We start from the raw sequence: 19,016 nt of genomic DNA on the forward strand, positions 1-19,016 counted from the left end.
TTTTGATGGCGCCTGCGAGACCAACATCGGAAAAGGGCTTTGGCAAACAACCGAGTGCGAGATCCGGCCTCGGTCCACCTGGCGGGTTGCCTGTAAGGAATATGCAAATGACACCGCGCTTCTGGAGTTCAGCCGCAGCATCGAGCCCTGAATCGCCCTGCGCGAGCTGGATATCCACAAATGCAAGCTGTGGATGTGTGCGCTCTGCCTCATTTATAGCCGAAGCCACATCGTCGGCAATACCCACGACTTCATATCCCATCGTTGCCAGTAAAAACTTCAGCGACGTGGCCACGAGGTACTCGTCTTCAACAAGCAGTATCTTCATCAACTCGTGCCTTTTCGGTCCGAGGAATGGGGATCAAGCTGCACCGTCAAGATGTTCGCCGTCCCCGAGGCATTACTTTCAAGGACGAGTGTGCCGCGCATCTGGGATACGAGGCCCTTGATAATTTCACTTCCCATGCCGGGCTTTTTCTCGGGCGTTGTGACGGCGATGCCGGGGCCGTTATCCCGGATTACCAGCGTCATTTTATCGCCGATGTTGTTGGCAGTCACGGTTAGCTTCGGCTGTTCCGAACCCAGACCGTATTTCAGCGCGTTGGTGACGATCTCGTTGACCGCCAGAACCAGCGGGCTCGCCTTTTGTATATCGACCATCAGATCACCTGAAAAACCAAATTCCAGCGTTACATCGTCTCTGCCTGCAGAGAGGATTAAATGGCGCACGACATCTTCGAGAGCGATCTTAAGATCAACACGGTCGTGGGCACCATTTGCGTATAGAAGCTGGTGAAGCCGCGCAACCAAATCCACCTTGTCCCGAGCGACCATGATGGCCGAGCGGGCGTCGCTGTTGCCTATCTTTGCGCCCTCCAAAAGCAGAATTGAACTGACGAGCTGAAGGCTGTTCTTCACGCGGTGATTTACCTCGTAAAGAAGCACCTCCTTGTCTCTCAGGGCCTCTTTCAAGGCAATTTGGGTTTTATGCTGTTCGTCTATGTCGATGACGGCGGCCACGCCGCCAGTAATTTTTCCTCCATTATCCCGCACTGGCCGTGCCACGATCCTGATCCATGCTTTGGATCCGTCGCCGCGCTGGTAATGAACGTCGAGGTTAGGGTTTTCTTCGCCGCGAAGCATGATGGCCGCGAGCGGGTACTCGTCAGCTTCTACGCGTGACCCGTCTTCATGAAAGGATACCCACTCGCCATAGCTTTGGAAGTCGGCCGAATAGAATACAGGGTGCTTGAGCATGCGCTCGATATACTTGTTCCCTCCCATAATCTTACCTGAAGGGAACTTAGCCATAAGTAGGCCGACCGGGACTGTTTCAACAATGGTATTGAGCTGCGCCTCTTGTGTTGTGAGGCGATCAACAACTTTTGAGGCAATTTCAATGATAGCAATGTCGACGGCAGCGATAAAGGCAAACAGGCCAAGGCCGACAACCGCGGTGAAGCTGGTTGAGAATGGCACCATCGGGTCAACGAACCAGTACCAGGCCGACAGAAACGATAATGCTGCGCAGAGCACACCCGCACGGGACCCAGCCAGAAATGCGGAAATTATGACTGCCGGAATGAATGTAATATACGGAAAATTCGGGATCAGTTCTTCAAGCGCAAAGCGAAGAGCCAGCGCGGGGATGAACGCTGCAAGGCCAATGCCATAACTGAGCGCGCCAATGCTGCGTAGGGTGGAAGATTTCGACAGAAGCTTTTGTGCTGCTTGGCCTCCGCGTGAATAAAAACTATCAAGCATTGCGACTACAGCTCCCAGCAACAGGTCATACCACCCACGATAGCTTCCAAGCAACGGTTCGAATTTCTAAGATAAATTGGAGAGTTTTCGTGGATTGAAGGGAAAAGTTGCTGCTGAAGCCGAATTCCAGTATTTTTCGGCATGTTCGCTCCCGTCTGTGGCTTTAGCATAAAAAGACATAATCATACGTTGTATAGATATAAAATTTCACTTTATTGCACAGATTATGGACCGGGCGGTCGCAATGCAAAGCATTTCGACACAAAAATAGTTAAGGTTTAGAATTCCTCGGAATTGTTATTGTCCATCCGAACTATCCGGCCTCTTTTTGCAAATGTTACCGCACTATTACGAGGTAGGCATGGAGGCGTTCTTCGAGCTATCTGAGGCTATTCCCGACTAACGGGTCGCACAATAGGGCGGCGGGTTCTCAGAAATCCGCCGTTTCTATGCTTCTCTTCGAGACCCCCAATTACCCGCCCCGTAGGTAACGTAATGTAATTGTATTGGGCCAAAGATCTTTCCACAGGAAAACGCCAAAACCACAACTCCGGACAGTTTGGGTCTGACATGAGTCCTTGGTGAAAGCACAACCTCAATCACCTAAATCGGGCAGATTTCATGATGCTCCAACCGTGCCTCCCTTGCTTTGGTAATGACCAGGTTGGGAGTTCAATCCTCCCCACGAGCACCTTTGCTTTACCCTTACTGTGATTACCCTTCCTCCGAAAAGGCTATAAAGCAGCCAGGCGCGTGGGTCTGCTGAGTGTTGTACTTTGGCAACATTCTTACGCGTCCATAAGAGATTTCATCGAAAACATGTGCTGCCCTTTTGAAGATGGCGCTCTGCTGCATCACCAAAGGCGGTTGTGACAAATGATGCTTGGTGAACGAACCTCAACGAGCTGTCTATAATCGGAAAAGTTGCAGCCATTCCGCTTTGCGCCCCAATAGTCGTTATACACGCTAATTCGCATGGCCGTCAGCGGACATTAAATGAGCTATGTTGATATTCCCTCTCTTTTTGACGGGCGTGCCAGTCCGGTTTCGCCAGCACAATTGGGTAAACTGCCCTTCATTCAGGAAGCAACTTATCGCCCGGTTTGGGCAAATTTCCGACATTCGATACGCAGTAATCAATTAAAGCGCTATTTAGAGCTTCGCACGGTTTAGCCTTAGCGCGTTCATCACCACCGTAAACGATGACAACGCCATCGCAGCGCCCGCAAACATCGGTGACATAAGTATGCCTGACACCGGATAAAGGACGCCCGCCGCCACGGGTACACCAATCCCGTTGAACAGAAACGAGAAAAACAGGTTTTGGCGGATGTTGCGCATTGTCGCCTTAGCCAGCGCACGGGCGCGAACGACAGCGGCCAGATCGCCTTTGGTTAGTGTGATTCCTGCGCTTTCGATCGCAACATCCGTGCCGGTGCCCATTGCTAGGCCAACATCGGCGGCAGCGAGTGCCGGGGCATCGTTAATCCCGTCACCTGCCATAGCCACCATTGCGCCAGAGGCTTTGAGCTCGCCCACAATGCGTGCCTTATCATCGGGCTTAAGTTCGGCATGAACGCCGTCGAGGCCACCCACGGCATCGGCCACGACTTGCGCAGTTGTCGGATTATCACCTGTCAGCATGATGACGCGCAGGCCCTGCGTTCTTAGAGCCTCTATCGCCTCGCGTGCGTTCGCACGAATAGGATCAGCTACAGCAACAAGTCCTGCAAGTTTGCCATCGACAGCGATGAGCATTACGCCAGCACCTTCGCGGCGTCTGCTTTCAGCAGCGTCATTGAGTGGGGCTGGATCGACGCCGATGCGCTGCATCTGCGCTGCGTTGCCGATTACAACGGCGCGACCCCCTACAGTCGCGCTAATCCCCGCGCCAACTTGAACCTCAAAATTTTGTGGATCGCCCAGTTCCAACTTGCGCTCGTTCGCTGCGACCACAATCGCATAGGCCAGCGGATGCTCTGAGCGCGCCTCCACAGCTGCCGTTAAGGCCAGCAACTCATTCTCGTCGATCCCTCCAATTGTCTCGATGGCAACCAGCTTGGGCTTTCCTTCGGTAAGCGTTCCAGTCTTGTCGATAACAAGGGTATCGACCTTTTCGAAGGCTTGTAGCGCTTCAGCATGTTTGACCAACACGCCAGCGTGTGCGCCGCGTCCGGTTGCCACCATGATCGACATCGGCGTTGCCAGCCCCAGCGCGCAAGGGCATGCGATGATGAGAACAGCAATCGCATTTAGAAGCGCATGGCCAATGCGCGGTTCTGGACCGACAAGGCTCCAGACCGCAAAGGAAGCGATGGCAATTGCAATCACCAGCGGCACGAACCATCCTGATATCCGGTCGGCCACGGCCTGTATAGGTGCACGGCTGCGCTGGGCTTCGGCCACCATGCGGACGATGCGCGCGAGCATCGTGTCGCTGCCGACGGCATGTGCCTCCATGACAATGCTACCGGTGCCATTGACCGTGCCGCCGGTCAGTGCGCTTGTCGCCTCTTTGGCGACCGGCAATGGTTCGCCCGTCAACATCGACTCATCTACCGATGACCGTCCTTCGATGGCAATTCCGTCCACTGGCACAGCCTCGCCGGGCCGAACGCGCAGGCGGTCGCCTGTTTGAACGTCGGCTAAAGGAACCTCGGTTTCGGTGCCATCGGCATTGATCCGTCGCGCGGTTTTTGGCGCGAGATTGAGCAGCGCGCGGATTGCCTTGCCGGTCGCCGCTCTTGCGCGCAGCTCCAACACTTGTCCAAGTAACACCAGAGCCACGACCACGCCGGCCGCTTCATAATAAACAGGCACCATTCCGCCGTGCATTCTAAATGTCTCTGGAAACAGACCTGGCGCGAACGTCGCCACCACACTATATAAAAATGCTGCGCCAACGCCGATGGCGATAAGCGTAAACATATTGAGCTTGCCTGTGACGATTGATGTCCATCCGCGCGTGAAAAATGGCCAGCCTGCCCACAGTACGATCGGTGCTGTCAGCCCTAGTTGAATCCACGGCGAATATGCGGGATCGACCAAATGCAGGCCGAGAAACTCCGTCCCCATCGTCAGGATCAGGAGCGGCACCGCAAACGCTGCCGACACCCACCAGCGCCGCGTGAAATCGACCAGCTCGGGGTTCGGCGCATCATCGAGCGATGGCTCTTCGGGCTCCAGCGCCATCCCGCAAATTGGGCAAGTTCCCGGACCCTGCTGGCGAATTTCAGGGTGCATTGGGCAGGTCCACATCGCACCGGGTGCAGCAAGAGGTTCCGCACGCAGGCTATCGGCGAGATATTTGGTGGGCTCCGCAGTGAATTTAGCCAAGCATCCCGCGCTGCAGAAATGAAAATGAGCGCCGTCATGAGTAGCATGATGCGCGGTGGTCGCAGGATCAACCTTCATCCCGCAGACGGGATCAAGTGCAGAGTTTAGACTTGCGGCATCGTCACGTACTCCCGTTGATGATAATGCTTGGGCAGTATGAGAATTTCCAGATGGCATATCTTTTACCTACGGTTGGAGCAAAGCGCCGATGCCATTTACATCTGTGCCTCTTCGGCCGGATCAATTGTTTATCATTCCCGTCACCAAAACATAGTTGGCTAGAATTGATGTTTATGCTCTTTGCCGCAGCTGCGCGGTTCTAATGTTAGCCCATCGCGCCTGAAAACGACACTGGCCGACCGTATGTCGAGAAACGCGAAGTACGGTCGGCCCAAGTCAACTGGAATAATCAAGTGCGGTCGGCTTTTACCTCAGTTGCAAAGCCAGACGAGCCTATTGAGAGGTCTTGCCGTGGCTTTTGAGCCATGCCTGCATCTGTACGATTTCCCGAGTTTGTGCGATGATCGTCATTTGCGCCATCTTGCGCGTTTGCTTGTCTGTTGCCTTCTCAAGCGCCACGCGTGACATGGCTATCGCGCCGCGATGATGCTCGATCATTTTACGCGTCCACAATTCAGACGGTAACCCCGATTTTGCCATCATCATTTTTTTGTGCATTTCCATCTCGGTAGCACCATAGGGATTATTCGGATCATTCATCATCGCCATCATGTCCGAATGTTCCATAGTCATCTCGCTATGGTCCATTTTGCTATGGTTCATAGGTGGAACAGGGGCTTTATCCGATGTCTGCATCTTATTGTGATCCATGGGTGGAACCGGCGCCTGTTGCGCCAACACTGGAGATGACAAGGTAAGCACCGCGGCTGCTATACGATAAAATTTCATGCTAATATCCTTGCTTGTCCTGTCGGCCAATTGGAACTCAACTGGATTTGCAAGAAATGGTGGTAAAAGCATACTTCCAACACGTCGAGGCCGGCGAAGATGTTCAATTGGGCGAGCGGTCAGAACCCATGGACGTCGCTCAGCTAAGCTAACTGGGCCGACGCTCATTAGTTCCGACAGGTCTTATAAGCGTTGCTTCCCATTATAATGCGGCGGGTGGCTGAAGCGTGCCTAACCACGCGACCAACACGACGATTATTACAGCTAGGCTTAGCTCAATCACCAGACTTTTGCGTAATTTTGTCAAGGTTGAAGTTACTCCCCCGCCTTGAAGAGCACGTTCAAACGCCGGGGTCAGGCTGAAACGATTTGCAGCAGCGAGTGATAGCATCATGCCAAATAATACGAGCTTTGCGACCAGAATCTGCCCGTACGGCGTGCCGAAAACGTTAAATACATTTTGCGGGCCAACGAGCATCCAGCCGTTCACTAATCCGGATCCAAAAACCAGAGCGACAATTACAGTTCCCGCGACAGAAAATTCCTGAAGCAAACGATGACTAAGGCGTAAATATTCCTCACTTGCTGACTCGGCGCGGCGAAACAGCATTATAGTGAGAGCAAATAGTGCACCGAACCAAGCCCCGGCACCCAAAAGATGGATTACGTCAGCAATAAGTTGTGCAGTGCCGGCAGAACCTTCACCCGCTGCGCCGTGACCTGTCCAGGCTACGGAGGCAAGTGCAACTGCTGACGCGGGCGTTACAAAAATCAGTTTGGGTAAAAACTTCGCCTTAGTCATCCGAAAGGCAACGAACAGCGTAGCGATCAACGCGATGACCCTCATGAACCACGCATTCCCCATTGGCGTATCGTAAATCATCATCTTAACTGACTCGGTATCCACCTCAAGCAGTTGAACCCCTGCCATCGAGGCAGTCATCGCCGTAATACTTAGCACAGAGAGCGCGATACCCGACACGGCAAGCCAGCATATGAGGGTTTCAACTGGCAGAAGTGATGGTTGCAAGCGTTCAGCGCCTCGCAACGCATAGAGAGCAAACAGCGGAAGTCCAAACAACAGCATCAAGTTTGCAAAGAGTGCAAACCTGATGCCGATGTTAAGATATTCGATCATGCTGTTAGCTCACGGTAAAAGTGAAGGCGCCTTCCATCCTATGCGCGTCTGAACCAGCAGCGGCCCATTTCAATTCATAGGTTCCGGCAACCAAAGCACGCTTCATCATAAGCGTCATAGTCTTGCCGTCCTTGCTCATTGCAGAAGTTACGCCGCTAATCTTCATTGGCGCATGATCCTTCATTCCAGGCATTGCTGTCATCGTCAAAGTGGTAGTCGCAAATTTTGCTATTAGCTTTTCGTTAAAAGTCAGGACAATTTTTGTCGGCTTGGCAACAACAGCGTTCGCAGCTGGCGTTGACTTAACGAGCTTAGCATGAGCATGAGCTGCGCCGGAGAACGCCATTGCAGCTAAGAATGGTGCAGCGAATAATAAACGAAACTTTGTCATGAGTTCTCTCCAGATAAGGTGATCTAACCATAATACGCATCTCGCGAAATCATCCCTCACCAATTCTTGATTTAGTGAATGAGCTACCATACGGGGTTATGGTATGAGAACGTCCAGCCGTCATGACAAAGTTATCGCGCGCATTCATAGGATCGCAGGTCAGGTTGCCGCAATTGAACGTAGCGTATTATCCGAGGCTCCGTGTGCCGATCCGCTGCACATCGTCTCTGCAGTGCGCGGCGCTGTTGCGGCATTGATGGATGAGCTAGTTCACGAGTATTAAAGCGCGCAAGTAGCTGTCCTTGATTAGCAGTGTGGATCGTGAAAAAGTGGTAGCTGAGCTTGCAACAGTCTTGGGTCGTTACATGCGGTAAGTGAAATCCGTGCATGCCCATCACATTGCGTCCTAATAAGTTTGAGGGATTTTCGTGTCCCCTGCGTATGGTTATTGACCGAAAGGATAGTAGCATGGATCATCTAGACGAAATTCTCATCAATATTCAGGCAGAACCCTTGCCACGTCGGCTGGCAACAATTGATAAAATCGTTCTATCACAACTTGCCGAACGTCAGGGGAACGCTAACCCGCTTTCAGGCCGGATGGCAGGGTTCGCCATCGTTGCGGCAATGGGAATGGGTTTAGTTAGCGGTGTTGTCCCCGGCACGCCTGCAAAAGCCGCAGCTACTCCGTCGCCCTTTGGCGTCACAACGGCTCTCGCTCCCTCAACATTGTTGGAGAGTGGTTGATGGGTGGGTTCCGACGGACCTTTTTGATCGCCGTCATGGTATTCTTGGCGGCGTTGGCGGGCGTGTATGCAGGACGCACGCTGACCGCGCCTACGCCGCCGCCAGAAAGCGAAATTCATGCGTTATTGCATAATGGACTAAACCTTGATGCCAAACAACTTGCGCAGCTTGAAATTTTAGAAAAGCAGTTCGCAATTCGCAAACAGGCTCTCGAACTCGAAATGCGAGCAGACAATGCCTCGCTGGCATCAGCGATTGAAAAAGAACATGGGTACGGCACTGAAGTTGCCGCGGCCGTCGATCAGTCTCATATGGCGATGAGTCAGCTGCAGAAAGAGACGCTCGAGCATATATTCTCAATGCGTGCGCTGCTGAAGCCCGATCAAATGGTCAAATTCGATGCAGCCGTGGTCAAGGCTCTGACCGACGACCAAAAATGAGCGTTGTTTTAGCTGACTGTTCAGATAGCGAACTATCGGCCCTGGCAATTGGTGGGAGGCAGGCCGCATACACTGCCTTGCTAGAGCGTTATCGAGAGCCAGTTTTCCGTGTCGTGCGGGCAACAATCGGTGATAGCGATGCAGCGGTTGATGTGACTCAAGAAACATTTGTATCGGCCTTTGCTGCGCTCAAAACCTATGACAGTGAACGTCCGTTCAAAACATGGATTGCACGGATTGCTATTAACAAGTGTCGTGACTGGGCGCGCAAGCGCGCGGTTAGGCGACTGTTCTCCTTCGCAATGCCGATGGAGTTAGCAGAGACTATCGCTGACGATACGGTTGGTGTTGATCAGCAGGTTTTTGACCGTGCGGAGCTTGTGCGCGTGCAGGCAGCAATTGCGCGACTGCCGCAGGCGATCCGCGAACCCCTTATATTGCGGACAATTGAAGGAATGACCCAAGCTGATGCGGCGCAAGTTTTGGGTATTAGCGAAAAAGCGGTTGAAACACGGCTTTATCGTGCAAGAGCAAAATTAAACGAATTATTGAGGGATTAAGCTCTGGCGGGCGTATCATGGGAAGAACAAACTTATGGACATCCTATGACACTGACAACTCCAGTAGATCGCCGAAACCTATTGCGCGGTGCTGCTCTCGCGAGCGGCGGCATGGCGCTTAGTCCTCTATTTCCCGCTTGGGCAAAAAGCGGCTCGCACGGCCTTCACGCTCTTGCGGGTCAGCCTGGCATGTTATCAGGTGACAATATTGAAGTCAGCGTGGGGCAATCCGCATTCCGTCTTGGTAAAAAAACCGGCCATGCCTACACGATTAACGGGACGCTCCCAGGGCCACTCATTCGCCTTCGTGAAGGTCAAAACGTAAAGCTGGTGGTCCGCAATACCCTTGAAGAAGATACGTCGGTCCATTGGCATGGGATGTTGCTTCCCTTCAACATGGACGGAGTTCCCGGAGTAAGCTATCCTGGCATCGGCCCCGGCGAGAGCTTTACCTACGAATTTCCGATGAGGCAGCATGGCACCTATTGGTATCACAGCCATTCGCACATGCAGGAGGCGATGGGCATGTATGGCGCGCTCATTGTCGATCCCGCTGGCATAGACCCGATTGCTTATGACCGCGAGCATGTCTTGGTGCTATCGGACTGGAGCTTCGCGCACGCGCATGTGAACTTTACCAAGCAGAAGCAAAAGGCGGGCTATTTCAACAAGCGGAAACAGACTTTTGCTGGCCTTGCGAAAGGCGAAGATCAGCCGCTGTCTGAACGTATGATGTGGGGTCAAATGTTGATGGACCCGACCGACATTGCCGATGTGACAGGCGCCTATTATCATTATCTAATCAACGGCCACGACAGCATGGGCAATTGGACCGGCATTTTCAAACCCGGCGAGCGCGTGCGATTGCGCATTATCAATGCCGCGGCGATGAGCAATTTCAACATCCGCGTGCCAGGCCTGCCGATGACGATCGTGGCTGCCGACGGCTTGCCGCTAACCCCGGTTGAGACCGACGAGTTCCAAATCGCTGTTGCTGAAACCTGGGACGTGATCATTGAGCCTAAAGAAGCGATACCCTTCGCCTTCATCGCTGAATCTATCGACCGTTCAGGCCAATGCCGTGCGACGCTGGCCCCGCAAATGGGAATGGTGGCACCGATACCGCCGCTTCGCGAACGGCCTCTGCTGACGATGAAGGACATGGGCATGGATCATGGCGGCGGTGGCGGCGACATGGCCGGTATGGATCATAGCAAGATGACGCCTGAAGAAATGGCTGCGATGGGAAGCATGGATCACGGCTCCATGAATATGCGTGACCCGTCAGTTGCGCCGCAGGTAAAAATGGGACCGGGTGTGGCCAGCCTTGCGCCAATGCCAATGGATCGCAATAAGGAGCGGCCGACGGGTTTGGAGAGAGTCCCGCACCGTGTGCTGACGCTCAGCCAGCTCCGCGCGCTTGAACCCAATCCCGACCAGCGCACACCCTCGCGTGAAATCGACGTGCATCTGACTGCCAATATGGAACGCTACATGTGGTCGATGGACGGCGAGGAATATAGCGAGAAAGCCGAGCCGCTGCCGTTTCGACACAATGAACGTGTTCGCGTGAACCTGATCAACCACACGATGATGCCGCATCCGATCCATCTACATGGCCATTTTTTCGAGGTAGTGAACGGACAAAAAGGGCAATATCCGCGCAAAAATGTCGTGAATGTGTTGCCGGGAGCTAAGGTCACGTTTGACTTTACCGCCGACGCAATGGGTGACTGGGCGTTTCACTGCCACATGCTGATGCACATGCATGCAGGAATGTTTCGCGTTGTGACCGTTCGGCAAGAAGAGGAAGGGTAATGAATTATTCTCTGCTGCTTCCTGCCGCCGCTTTGCTGGCAACTCCCGCTCTCGCGCAGTCGGGCCATCAAGGGCATGACATGCCTGCCGAGAAGGCCGAGCAAAGCACATCCGCTCCTGCAAGCGACCCCCATGCCGGTCACGACATGGGCACTGCCGATGAGGCGGTCAAGGAACAGCCAGCCGGAGACGCGGCCGATCCCCATGCCGGCCATGATATGAGCGCCGGTGCGGCTGAAATGACCCCAATGGACGAAGTCGGCAATGTGCCAGCCCCGGCACCGCCGGGCGATCACGCGGCGGACGCCATATTTGGCAGCGATATCATGGCGCGCTCCCGCAAGGAACTGGCATATGAGGTTGGCGGCATGGGCTATTCGCTTGTGACGATCGACCTGCTTGAAGTTGGCGTTCAAAAGGGCAGCGAAAGCTACCGGTTTGAAGGCGAGGCTTTTACCGGCGGAAACATCAACCGCTTTGGCATCAAGTTTGAGGGCGAAGGCGCGTTTGGTGAGCGCATTGATGATCTGGAATTGCAGGCCCTCTACTCACGTGCGATTGCGCCATACTGGAACCTGCAAGCCGGCGTTAGGTATGACCTGAAGCCAGATCCGTCGCGCACCTATCTCGTTGCAGGTGTTGAAGGGATAGCGCCCTATTGGTTCAAGGTAAACGCAGCTGGCTTTGTATCAAACAAGGGCGAGGTCCGCGCACGGCTGGAGGCGTCTTATGACCAGCGAATTACGCAGTCGCTGATATTGCAGCCCCGGATCGAAGCAAATGTTGCTTTCCAGGATATTCGCGCGATCGGTGTCGGGTCAGGATTGACAGACTTTGAAGCCGGGTTACGCCTGCGCTACGAAATCGAGCAAGAAATTGCGCCTTATATTGGCGTCGAATGGCGAAAGCAGACGGGCGCGACTGCTCGTTTTTCGCGGGTGGCGGGCGAAGATCCTGAAACAATCAGCCTTGTAGCCGGGATAAGGATCTGGTTCTGAGCAGCCGACGCACCCGCATTCACCTGACTGCCAGCCGTATCCATAAATGGTTGGCTTTAGTTATTGGTGCGCAGCTGCTGATCTGGTTTGCCAGCGGCGTGATTATGAGCTTTCTGCCTATCGACAAGGTGCGAGGCGAGCATCTTGTTGACCGTGAAACAGTGATGACGATTCCGGCAGGCAGCAGCTTTGCCGGTCCGGCCCGGATAAGCGCAATGACTGGAGCGCCAGTTGAAGCTATCAACTGGCACATGATGGGAAGTCGCGCGGTTGCTGAAGTGACGACAGCCAAAGGCGTTAAACTCTTTGATGCCCAAACAGGAGAGCTAATTCCCCCGATCGGTGCCACGCAAGCAACGGCTATTGCAAATGTAGCATGGAAGTCAGCTGTGAAGCCGGTTTCCAAAGCGTCGCGCGTGACAACCGAAAGTCCTGAATATCGGGCTGCGCTGCCTGCATGGCGTATCGCTTATTCCGACCCTGACGCCACCAGCATCTTTGTTGCCGTCGATACCGGGAAAATCACCGCCGTTCGTACCGGCACTTGGCGGCTCTATGATTTCTTCTGGAGCCTCCACATCATGGATTGGAAGAACCACGAGAATTTCAACACCTGGTGGTTGTTAGCTTTTGCTATTGGAGGCTTGGTCCTAGGTCTTGCTGGCACGGTTTTGTTATTCATTCGCTGGCCGCTTCGTCGCAAACGCAAAGCCAAGCGGATTGCGGTGTCATGAAATCTTCAATTAGCGATATCGTTGTTCTGAAGCGGCCGTTGAGGTGTTCCAAGTCGTGAATTTACTTCGTCGCCCTCGGTTAATGTCTGTCATAAACATGCTGTTGGCGCTGACGATGATCTTGGTTGCGGGACGTTCCGAAGCAAATTGTTTTTCATCAGCTCCCCCGCCCGTCTCGCAAAGCCAAATCATGGAAAATTGCGCAGCAATGGAGGCCAGTCTTGTCGGCCCTGAGGATTCCGCTGCAACCCATCATTCGAATAAGCAACAATCTGGCATGTGTCACGTCGGCTGTCCTGTTTTGTTTAAGACAGGGGATGCCCACAATTACCATATAGCTCTCCACTCGCTGAAATATCTGCGAGAACAAGAGCCATCGACGGTTGGCATTAACGCCATCCCGCAAACGCCGCCTCCGCGATTGGGCTAAATACGTTTTAGCCAATCAATATCATGGAGATTATTATGAAAATGAAGATGTTAATCTGCGCAGTTGCGCTGACCGTGTCCGGTGCTGCCTTTGCAGCAGAACCGCCCGCACCCAAGAAGGAGTGCTGCTGCTGCAAGAAGGGCGAGGAGGGCAAAATGGCTTGCTGTGATGAGAAAGCCAAGACGTCTGACAAGTCCGGCCATGAAGGCCATGACATGGGTGATATGGAAGCCAAATAAGTGACGATGTTCGGGGGCGGCATGGTTGCCCCCGAATGCTACCGCGTTGAAGCGAAGGAGATCACCTGTGAAAAAACTAATTCTCACCCTTGCCTTGTTTTCGACATCGACAATGGCGGCAAATGACATCGTTATGCATCGCGACCCCGGTTGTGGGTGCTGCGAAAAATGGGCAGCTCAAGTGCGTCAAAAATTTGGCCGTGCCGTCAAGATCATTGATGATGCTAATCGCAACAATTTTGCAGTGCGCGAAAGTGACCTTAAATGACGGACAAGATGATCCATAAGGGATTTATAATTGCTGGCCTGAGTAATATTTTGGGGGTGATTATATGCTCCAAAGCTCTCACAAATGATGTGATGCTGGCAACCCAACCAGATGTGATGGGCTATTTTGGACTAATCTCGATCATCTTGTGGGGCTTGGCTTATATCTCAGTTTGCAAAAGCTATAATCAGGCGCGATGGCTTGTGGGTGTTTTCGCTATCGAGAAGCTAGTTTATGTAATTGTCTGGCTGGCTTTCATAACATCGCATTCCTTGAGTGCGATCTACGAACAGGATGTTCTGGCAGGAGCATTTTATACGATTTATGGAGCCAATGACTTCATTTTTATGCTGTTCTTCAGCTTTGTATTTCTGAGGTTGGGCCATGTGCAGACCAAAACCCTGGGCTAGGTAGCACTGAGGTCCGCTGGGGTCACCAAAATGTGGTGAGCCGGCAAAAAATTTGGGTTGGTCGGAACCAAGTTGCAGTTGGATCGCTTCTCCAAACGGAGGTGCGGCGATGCCGATCGTAATTAACAGCTTAGAATATCAACTTCCCGCCGATCCGCGTGTCAGTCTACTCGATTTCATTCGTGACCATGCAGGCCTACCCGGAACCAAGAAGGGTTGTGACCACGGTCAATGCGGTGCCTGCACGGTGCTTCTGGACGGCGTGCGTATCAATAGTTGCCTTACCCTCGCGGTCATGCACAATAATTGCGATGTCATTACTATTGAAGGTATCGGCAGCGCCGAACAGCCGTCTGCAATGCAACAGGCGTTCGTCAAACATGACGGTTTCCAGTGCGGATATTGCACCCCCGGGCAGATTTGTTCGGCAACCGCAATGCTCGCTGAAATCGCCGAAGGATGGCCAAGCGACGCGACCGATGATGTGCGAACGCGGCCTTCTCTGACCGATGACGAGATCCGCGAACGTATGAGCGGCAATTTGTGCCGGTGCGGTGCCTATCCAAACATAGTAGCGGCCATTCGCGAAGTTGCGGATGCTGACCAATGAAAAACTTCGAATATGCGGGCGCTGAAACTGTTGAACGGGCAACAATGCTTTGCGCTGAAAAAGGCACGAAGGCGATTGCAGGCGGCACTAACCTTATCGACCTGATGAAATTGCAGGTTGAAACACCTGCGCGCCTCGTCGACATCAATTCTCTCGATGATCGCAGGATAGAAGATACCGCTACAGGCTTGCGTATAGCGGCATTGGCGTCGAACACTGCTGTCGCGGTCGACCAACGGATCCGGGTTGATTATCCGGTGCTGGTCAAGGCCATCCTTGCCGGTGCCACGCAGCAATTACGTAACAAGGCGAGTGTCGGCGGCAATCTTGGCCAGCGGACGCGCTGCCCCTATTTCACCAATATCGACCAGCCATGCAACAAACGCCAGCCTGGCTCGGGCTGTGGTGCCTTAAAGGGCGTGGCGCGGATTCACGCAATCCTCGGAACGAGCCTTCATTGTATCGCAACGTATCCTGGCGACATGGCGGTGGCGATGGCCGCGCTCGACGCTCAGGTCGAAATTTCCGGCCCTGATAACGAACGCCGCACGGTTCCAGTACGCGAATTTCATCGCTGCCCCGGCGATACGCCCGAGTTGGATAACATATTGGGATCCGGCGAGTTGGTTGTCGCTGTCCACTTACCCGCGCCAGTGTCTGGGAAGCAGTTATACCGCAAGGTGCGCGAACGGTCGTCTTACGCCTTCGCTTTATGTTCGGTCGCAGCAATTGTCGATGTAAAACGAGGCAAGATAGCACGGGCAGATCTGGCGTTTGGCAGCATTGCGCCAAAGCCGTGGGTGGACGAGCGATTGGCACAGATGCTGGTTGGAGAAAAGCCGGGAATGGCTCTTTTTGAAAAGGCGGCTGACGTCCTCGTAGACGTCGCGCGCGGCGTGGGCGACAATGATTACAAGATACCGCTCGTGCGCCGGACGTTAATCGCGACTTTGTGTGAAGCAACGGAGGTTTGGGCATGACCGCCCATATGAAGCATGATAAGCCAGATGAGCGCAACGTGCTCGATCATATGGCGCAAGGCATTATCGGCAAACCGCTCGACCGGCCCGAGGGGTTGCTCAAGGTCAGCGGCGCGGCGACCTATGCCGCTGAATATGTCATCGATGGCTGTCTTGAGGGCGTAATAGTCACGTCGACCTGCGCGCGCGGCAAGGTGACACGCATCGACAAACAATCGGTGCTGTCGATGCCGGGTGTCATCGCCGTTATCAGCGAACCGCGAATGATCGCGCGGCCAGCGCAGGGAACCGCGAACGAAGCGCCTGAACACAGCATCGGTAGTGTGCATTACTGGGGTCAACCAGTCGCGCTTGTGGTCGCGGAGACATTCGAACAGGGGCGTGACGCCGCGAAATCTCTGGTTGTCGAATATGCGGCGGAATATGCAGAGTTCAATCCGGAAGACGTCGTACCAGAACTGCAACCCGATGGCACAAACAAGGGCGATCTCGAAAAAGCCATGGAGGATGCCGATCAGTGCATCGATCTAACCTTCAAGACAGAAGGCCATGCCAGCGCCGCGATGGAACCGCATGCCGCAATCGCGCAATGGGACGGCAAAATGCTGACCGTCCACGCATCACTGCAAATGCTCAATTACAATATCGCCGAATTGGCCGACGCGCTTGAGCTAAAACAATCGCAGATCAGGTTGATCTCGCGCTATGTCGGTGGCGGCTTTGGCTCGAAACTGGGCATCAGCGAAGAAGTCGTTGCGGCGTCGGTTGCGGCAATGGAACTCAATCGCCCGGTACGCGTGGTGATGTCGCGTCAGCAGGTATTCCAGACCATCATGCGCCGTTCCGAAACGCGGCAACGCGTGCGGCTTTCGGCCAAATCTGACGGTACGTTTACGGGCATCGGGCATGAGGCCGTAGTATCGAACCTGCCCGGTGAGGAATTTGCCGAACCTGTTACGCAGTCGACCGATTTCCTTTACGCTGGAGATAACCGGATCATGCAAATCGCGGTCGCGCGAATTCACCGGATGACGGCAGGGTCGGTGCGGGCGCCCGGCGAAGCAGTCGGGATGCCCGCGCTTGAGGCTGCGATTGACGAGCTAGCTGAAAAGCTGGAGATGGATCCGATCGAGCTTCGCTTGCGCAATCTGCCAGACAAACATCCTGTCAAAGGCACCCCCTATTCGTCGCGCAAACTGGCCGAATGCCTGATTGAAGGCGCTAAATCCTTTGGCTGGAAAAAGGGTAAGCGGATGCCGAGAAACCGCCGTGATGGCGAATGGTGGATCGGAACGGGTGTTGCCAGCGCCGCACGTGTCCATAATGTTGGCGAGGCAAAGGCGCGAGTGACGCTGCGCGCCGATGGCACTGCATTGGTCGAAACTGACATGACCGATATCGGAACGGGCACTTACGCAATCCTTGGCCAGATTGCGGGCGAAATGCTTGGGCTGAACCCTGATGCGGTCGACGTCCAACTCGGCGATACCAAGCATCCACGCGGTCCCGGTTCAGGCGGCAGCTGGGGGGCAGCGTCAATCGGGTCAGCGGTGTTCCTCGCCTGCGAAGCCATTCGTGAGGAACTAGCCAGTCGCGCGGACGTCAAAGTCGAAAAACTGACTTTGAAAGACGGTCAAATCGGCACGGGCAAATCCTCGGTTCCACTCACCAAACTAATAGGCGGCAAGTCTATTTCGGAGATCGGCCATTATGAACCTGGCGCCGTCGAAGAAAACTTTGTCGCATCGGGCTACGGCGCCTTTTTCGCTGAGGTCGCCGTCAACCACTGGACTGGCGAAACCCGGGTTCGCCGCATGACAGGTGCCTTCGGTTTTGGCCGCGTGCTCAACGCAAAAACGGCACGGTCGCAATGTATTGGCGGAATGGTCTGGTGCATCGGCAGCGCATTGACAGAGGCACTCCATTTCGATCCCAATGACGGTCATCTCGTCAACTGCGACCTCGCCGAATATCATGTGCCCGTCCACCGTGACATCCCGGACCTCGACGTAATAATGATCGAGGAGCGCGATCCCGTCGCAAGCCTGATTCAAGCAAAAGGAATTGGTGAGTTGGGCATGTGTGGCGGAGCAGGGGCAATCGCCAACGCTATTTACGATGCGTGCGGCGCCCGAATGCACGCGTTCCCGATGACACCCGAAAAAGTGCTCGCGGCGATGCCTGACTGATGCCAAAAACTATCGAACATCTGGCTGAGAATTTCTGGAACATTCGCGGCGATTTCAAAATCGCGCATGTCATAAATATTGGCACGCACATGTCATTGGTCCGTAAACCGGACGGCAGATTCATTCTGATCGATGCCTACGAACCGGATGAGCTTGATCGTGCCGAGCTTATGGTTCTGACGGACAATGGTGCACGGATAGACGCTGTGCTCAATGTCCACCCATTTCATACGGTGCATTGCAAGTTTGTTCACGAAGCGCTCCCGCATGCGCGTCTTATCGGCACGCGGCGTCATCATGAGCAAATGCCGCAACTGGACTGGGACCCCGCACTCATAGAAGACGTTGCTACGCAGCAACAATTTGCGGATCTTTTGGACTTTTCGATCCCTGCGGGACTGGAATTCGTGCCCGAAGATGAGTCCATTCACGCCAGTTCGGTTCTCGTCCGTCACCGTCAAAGTGGCATTGTTCATGTCGACGATACGCTCATGTACCTCGCCCCCCCATCGTTGATAAAAATGGTCGCGCCGGCTACCAAGCTGCGGTTCCATCCAAAATTGGCCGATGCATTGCAAAAGCGCGCTGGCGCTGCGGACGAATTCATAAGCTGGGCCATAGGTCTAGCCCGCGACTGGGCTGACACACGCATCGTCTGTGCTGCGCATAACGGTATCGCGCATCTGACCGATCAGACGTTCAGTCAAGCAATCGAAGACGCGCTCGAACAGGCGTCCGATACCCTGCAAAACCATCGTAATTCTCTTTCCTGACGGCGGCGCTCCCCGCGCAACGCCTGATAAAATAAAGGCCCTGTAATGACCGACAAGACAATCAAGACCATAAATCCGCTCACCGAAAAGGTTCTCGAGACCTATTCATACATGACCGATGATGAAGGGTTGGGAGTGGTTCAGAACAGCCACGATGCGTTTCTTGCATGGCGACTGAAAAGCCTCGATGAACGCGCGAGCGTGATGTCATCGATCGCAACCGAATTGCGCAAATCAAGGGATGAGTTCGCTCAATTGATGACGAACGAGGTCGGAAAATTA

The 19,016-nt window shown here is 54.0% G+C and carries 20 protein-coding genes and 1 pseudogene; 15 read left to right on the forward strand and 6 right to left on the reverse strand.

Features of this window, described 5'->3' with window-relative positions; translation table 11 throughout:
- From ACLL9E_RS07100 to copC, 6 genes are all read right to left on the reverse strand, one after another.
- Window positions 1–328: response regulator (locus tag ACLL9E_RS07100; protein ID WP_411291042.1), on the reverse strand; the 328-nt coding region annotated here is incomplete at its 3' end.
- Window positions 328–1,764, reverse strand: coding sequence for a sensor histidine kinase (locus ACLL9E_RS07105; RefSeq protein WP_411291043.1), 1,437 nt, complete (start codon window positions 1,762–1,764; stop codon window positions 328–330). The genes ACLL9E_RS07105 and ACLL9E_RS07100, both read right to left, overlap by 1 nt.
- A gap of 1,152 nt (window positions 1,765–2,916) precedes the next feature.
- On the reverse strand, window positions 2,917–5,277 hold the full coding sequence (locus ACLL9E_RS07110; RefSeq protein ID WP_411291044.1) for a heavy metal translocating P-type ATPase: 2,361 nt from the start codon (window positions 5,275–5,277) through the stop codon (window positions 2,917–2,919).
- A gap of 276 nt (window positions 5,278–5,553) precedes the next feature.
- Window positions 5,554–6,009 (reverse strand): DUF305 domain-containing protein, encoded by a 456-nt coding sequence (locus tag ACLL9E_RS07115; protein ID WP_411291045.1) that lies wholly within the window; start codon window positions 6,007–6,009, stop codon window positions 5,554–5,556.
- 202 nt (window positions 6,010–6,211) lie between these two features.
- Window positions 6,212–7,147 (reverse strand): copper homeostasis membrane protein CopD, encoded by a 936-nt coding sequence (gene copD / locus ACLL9E_RS07120; protein ID WP_411291046.1) that lies wholly within the window; start codon window positions 7,145–7,147, stop codon window positions 6,212–6,214.
- Window positions 7,148–7,151: 4 nt separating this feature from the next.
- Complete coding sequence (copC, locus tag ACLL9E_RS07125; RefSeq protein WP_411291047.1) at window positions 7,152–7,538, reverse strand: copper homeostasis periplasmic binding protein CopC; 387 nt, start codon at window positions 7,536–7,538, stop codon at window positions 7,152–7,154.
- 103 nt (window positions 7,539–7,641) lie between these two features.
- Between copC and ACLL9E_RS07130 the strand changes: the two genes are divergently transcribed.
- The 15 genes and pseudogenes from ACLL9E_RS07130 to ACLL9E_RS07200 form a co-directional block, all read left to right on the forward strand.
- On the forward strand, window positions 7,642–7,821 hold the full coding sequence (locus ACLL9E_RS07130) for a metal-sensing transcriptional repressor (RefSeq protein WP_411291048.1): 180 nt from the start codon (window positions 7,642–7,644) through the stop codon (window positions 7,819–7,821).
- Window positions 7,822–8,006: 185 nt separating this feature from the next.
- Window positions 8,007–8,285, forward strand: a complete 279-nt coding sequence (locus ACLL9E_RS07135; RefSeq protein ID WP_411291049.1) for a hypothetical protein — start codon at window positions 8,007–8,009, stop codon at window positions 8,283–8,285.
- A complete protein-coding gene (locus tag ACLL9E_RS07140; RefSeq protein WP_411291050.1) occupies window positions 8,285–8,725 on the forward strand; it encodes a periplasmic heavy metal sensor in 441 nt (146 codons plus the stop codon). The genes ACLL9E_RS07135 and ACLL9E_RS07140 overlap by 1 nt, the downstream gene beginning before the upstream one ends.
- Window positions 8,722–9,285, forward strand: coding sequence for an RNA polymerase sigma factor (locus ACLL9E_RS07145; protein ID WP_411291051.1), 564 nt, complete (start codon window positions 8,722–8,724; stop codon window positions 9,283–9,285). Before ACLL9E_RS07140 ends, ACLL9E_RS07145 begins: the two co-directional genes overlap by 4 nt.
- 45 nt (window positions 9,286–9,330) lie before the next feature.
- Window positions 9,331–11,103 carry a copper resistance system multicopper oxidase gene (locus tag ACLL9E_RS07150; RefSeq protein WP_411291052.1) on the forward strand — a complete coding sequence of 591 codons (1,773 nt, stop codon included), beginning with the start codon at window positions 9,331–9,333 and terminating at the stop codon, window positions 11,101–11,103.
- Window positions 11,103–12,101: a copper resistance protein B gene (locus tag ACLL9E_RS07155; protein ID WP_411291053.1), complete on the forward strand. Its 999-nt coding sequence runs from the start codon at window positions 11,103–11,105 to the stop codon at window positions 12,099–12,101. Before ACLL9E_RS07150 ends, ACLL9E_RS07155 begins: the two co-directional genes overlap by 1 nt.
- Before the next feature lie 38 nt (window positions 12,102–12,139).
- A complete protein-coding gene (locus ACLL9E_RS07160) occupies window positions 12,140–12,835 on the forward strand; it encodes a PepSY domain-containing protein (protein ID WP_411291061.1) in 696 nt (231 codons plus the stop codon).
- Window positions 12,836–13,300: 465 nt separating this feature from the next.
- Entirely contained in the window at window positions 13,301–13,504 is a 204-nt protein-coding gene (locus ACLL9E_RS07165; RefSeq protein WP_411291054.1) for a hypothetical protein, read from the forward strand.
- Between the two features lie 112 nt (window positions 13,505–13,616).
- Window positions 13,617–13,736, forward strand: a pseudogene (locus ACLL9E_RS07170) (DUF411 domain-containing protein); the annotation flags it as partial.
- A gap of 32 nt (window positions 13,737–13,768) precedes the next feature.
- Window positions 13,769–14,182: a hypothetical protein gene (locus ACLL9E_RS07175; RefSeq protein ID WP_411291055.1), complete on the forward strand. Its 414-nt coding sequence runs from the start codon at window positions 13,769–13,771 to the stop codon at window positions 14,180–14,182.
- A 109-nt stretch (window positions 14,183–14,291) separates the two neighbouring features.
- The gene (locus ACLL9E_RS07180) at window positions 14,292–14,792 is read left to right on the forward strand and encodes a 2Fe-2S iron-sulfur cluster-binding protein (protein WP_411291056.1); all 501 of its coding nucleotides are present in this window, start codon (window positions 14,292–14,294) and stop codon (window positions 14,790–14,792) included.
- Entirely contained in the window at window positions 14,789–15,772 is a 984-nt protein-coding gene (locus ACLL9E_RS07185) for an FAD binding domain-containing protein (protein ID WP_411291057.1), read from the forward strand. Before ACLL9E_RS07180 ends, ACLL9E_RS07185 begins: the two co-directional genes overlap by 4 nt.
- The gene (locus ACLL9E_RS07190; protein WP_411291058.1) at window positions 15,769–17,961 is read left to right on the forward strand and encodes a xanthine dehydrogenase family protein molybdopterin-binding subunit; all 2,193 of its coding nucleotides are present in this window, start codon (window positions 15,769–15,771) and stop codon (window positions 17,959–17,961) included. The genes ACLL9E_RS07185 and ACLL9E_RS07190 overlap by 4 nt, the downstream gene beginning before the upstream one ends.
- The gene (locus ACLL9E_RS07195; RefSeq protein WP_411291059.1) at window positions 17,961–18,734 is read left to right on the forward strand and encodes a hypothetical protein; all 774 of its coding nucleotides are present in this window, start codon (window positions 17,961–17,963) and stop codon (window positions 18,732–18,734) included. Before ACLL9E_RS07190 ends, ACLL9E_RS07195 begins: the two co-directional genes overlap by 1 nt.
- Window positions 18,735–18,779: 45 nt before the next feature.
- Window positions 18,780–19,016: aldehyde dehydrogenase family protein (locus ACLL9E_RS07200; protein WP_411291060.1), on the forward strand; the 237-nt coding region annotated here is incomplete at its 3' end.

It is taken from the genome of Sphingorhabdus sp. (assembly GCF_046596595.1).
Lineage (GTDB): Bacteria > Pseudomonadota > Alphaproteobacteria > Sphingomonadales > Sphingomonadaceae > Sphingorhabdus_B.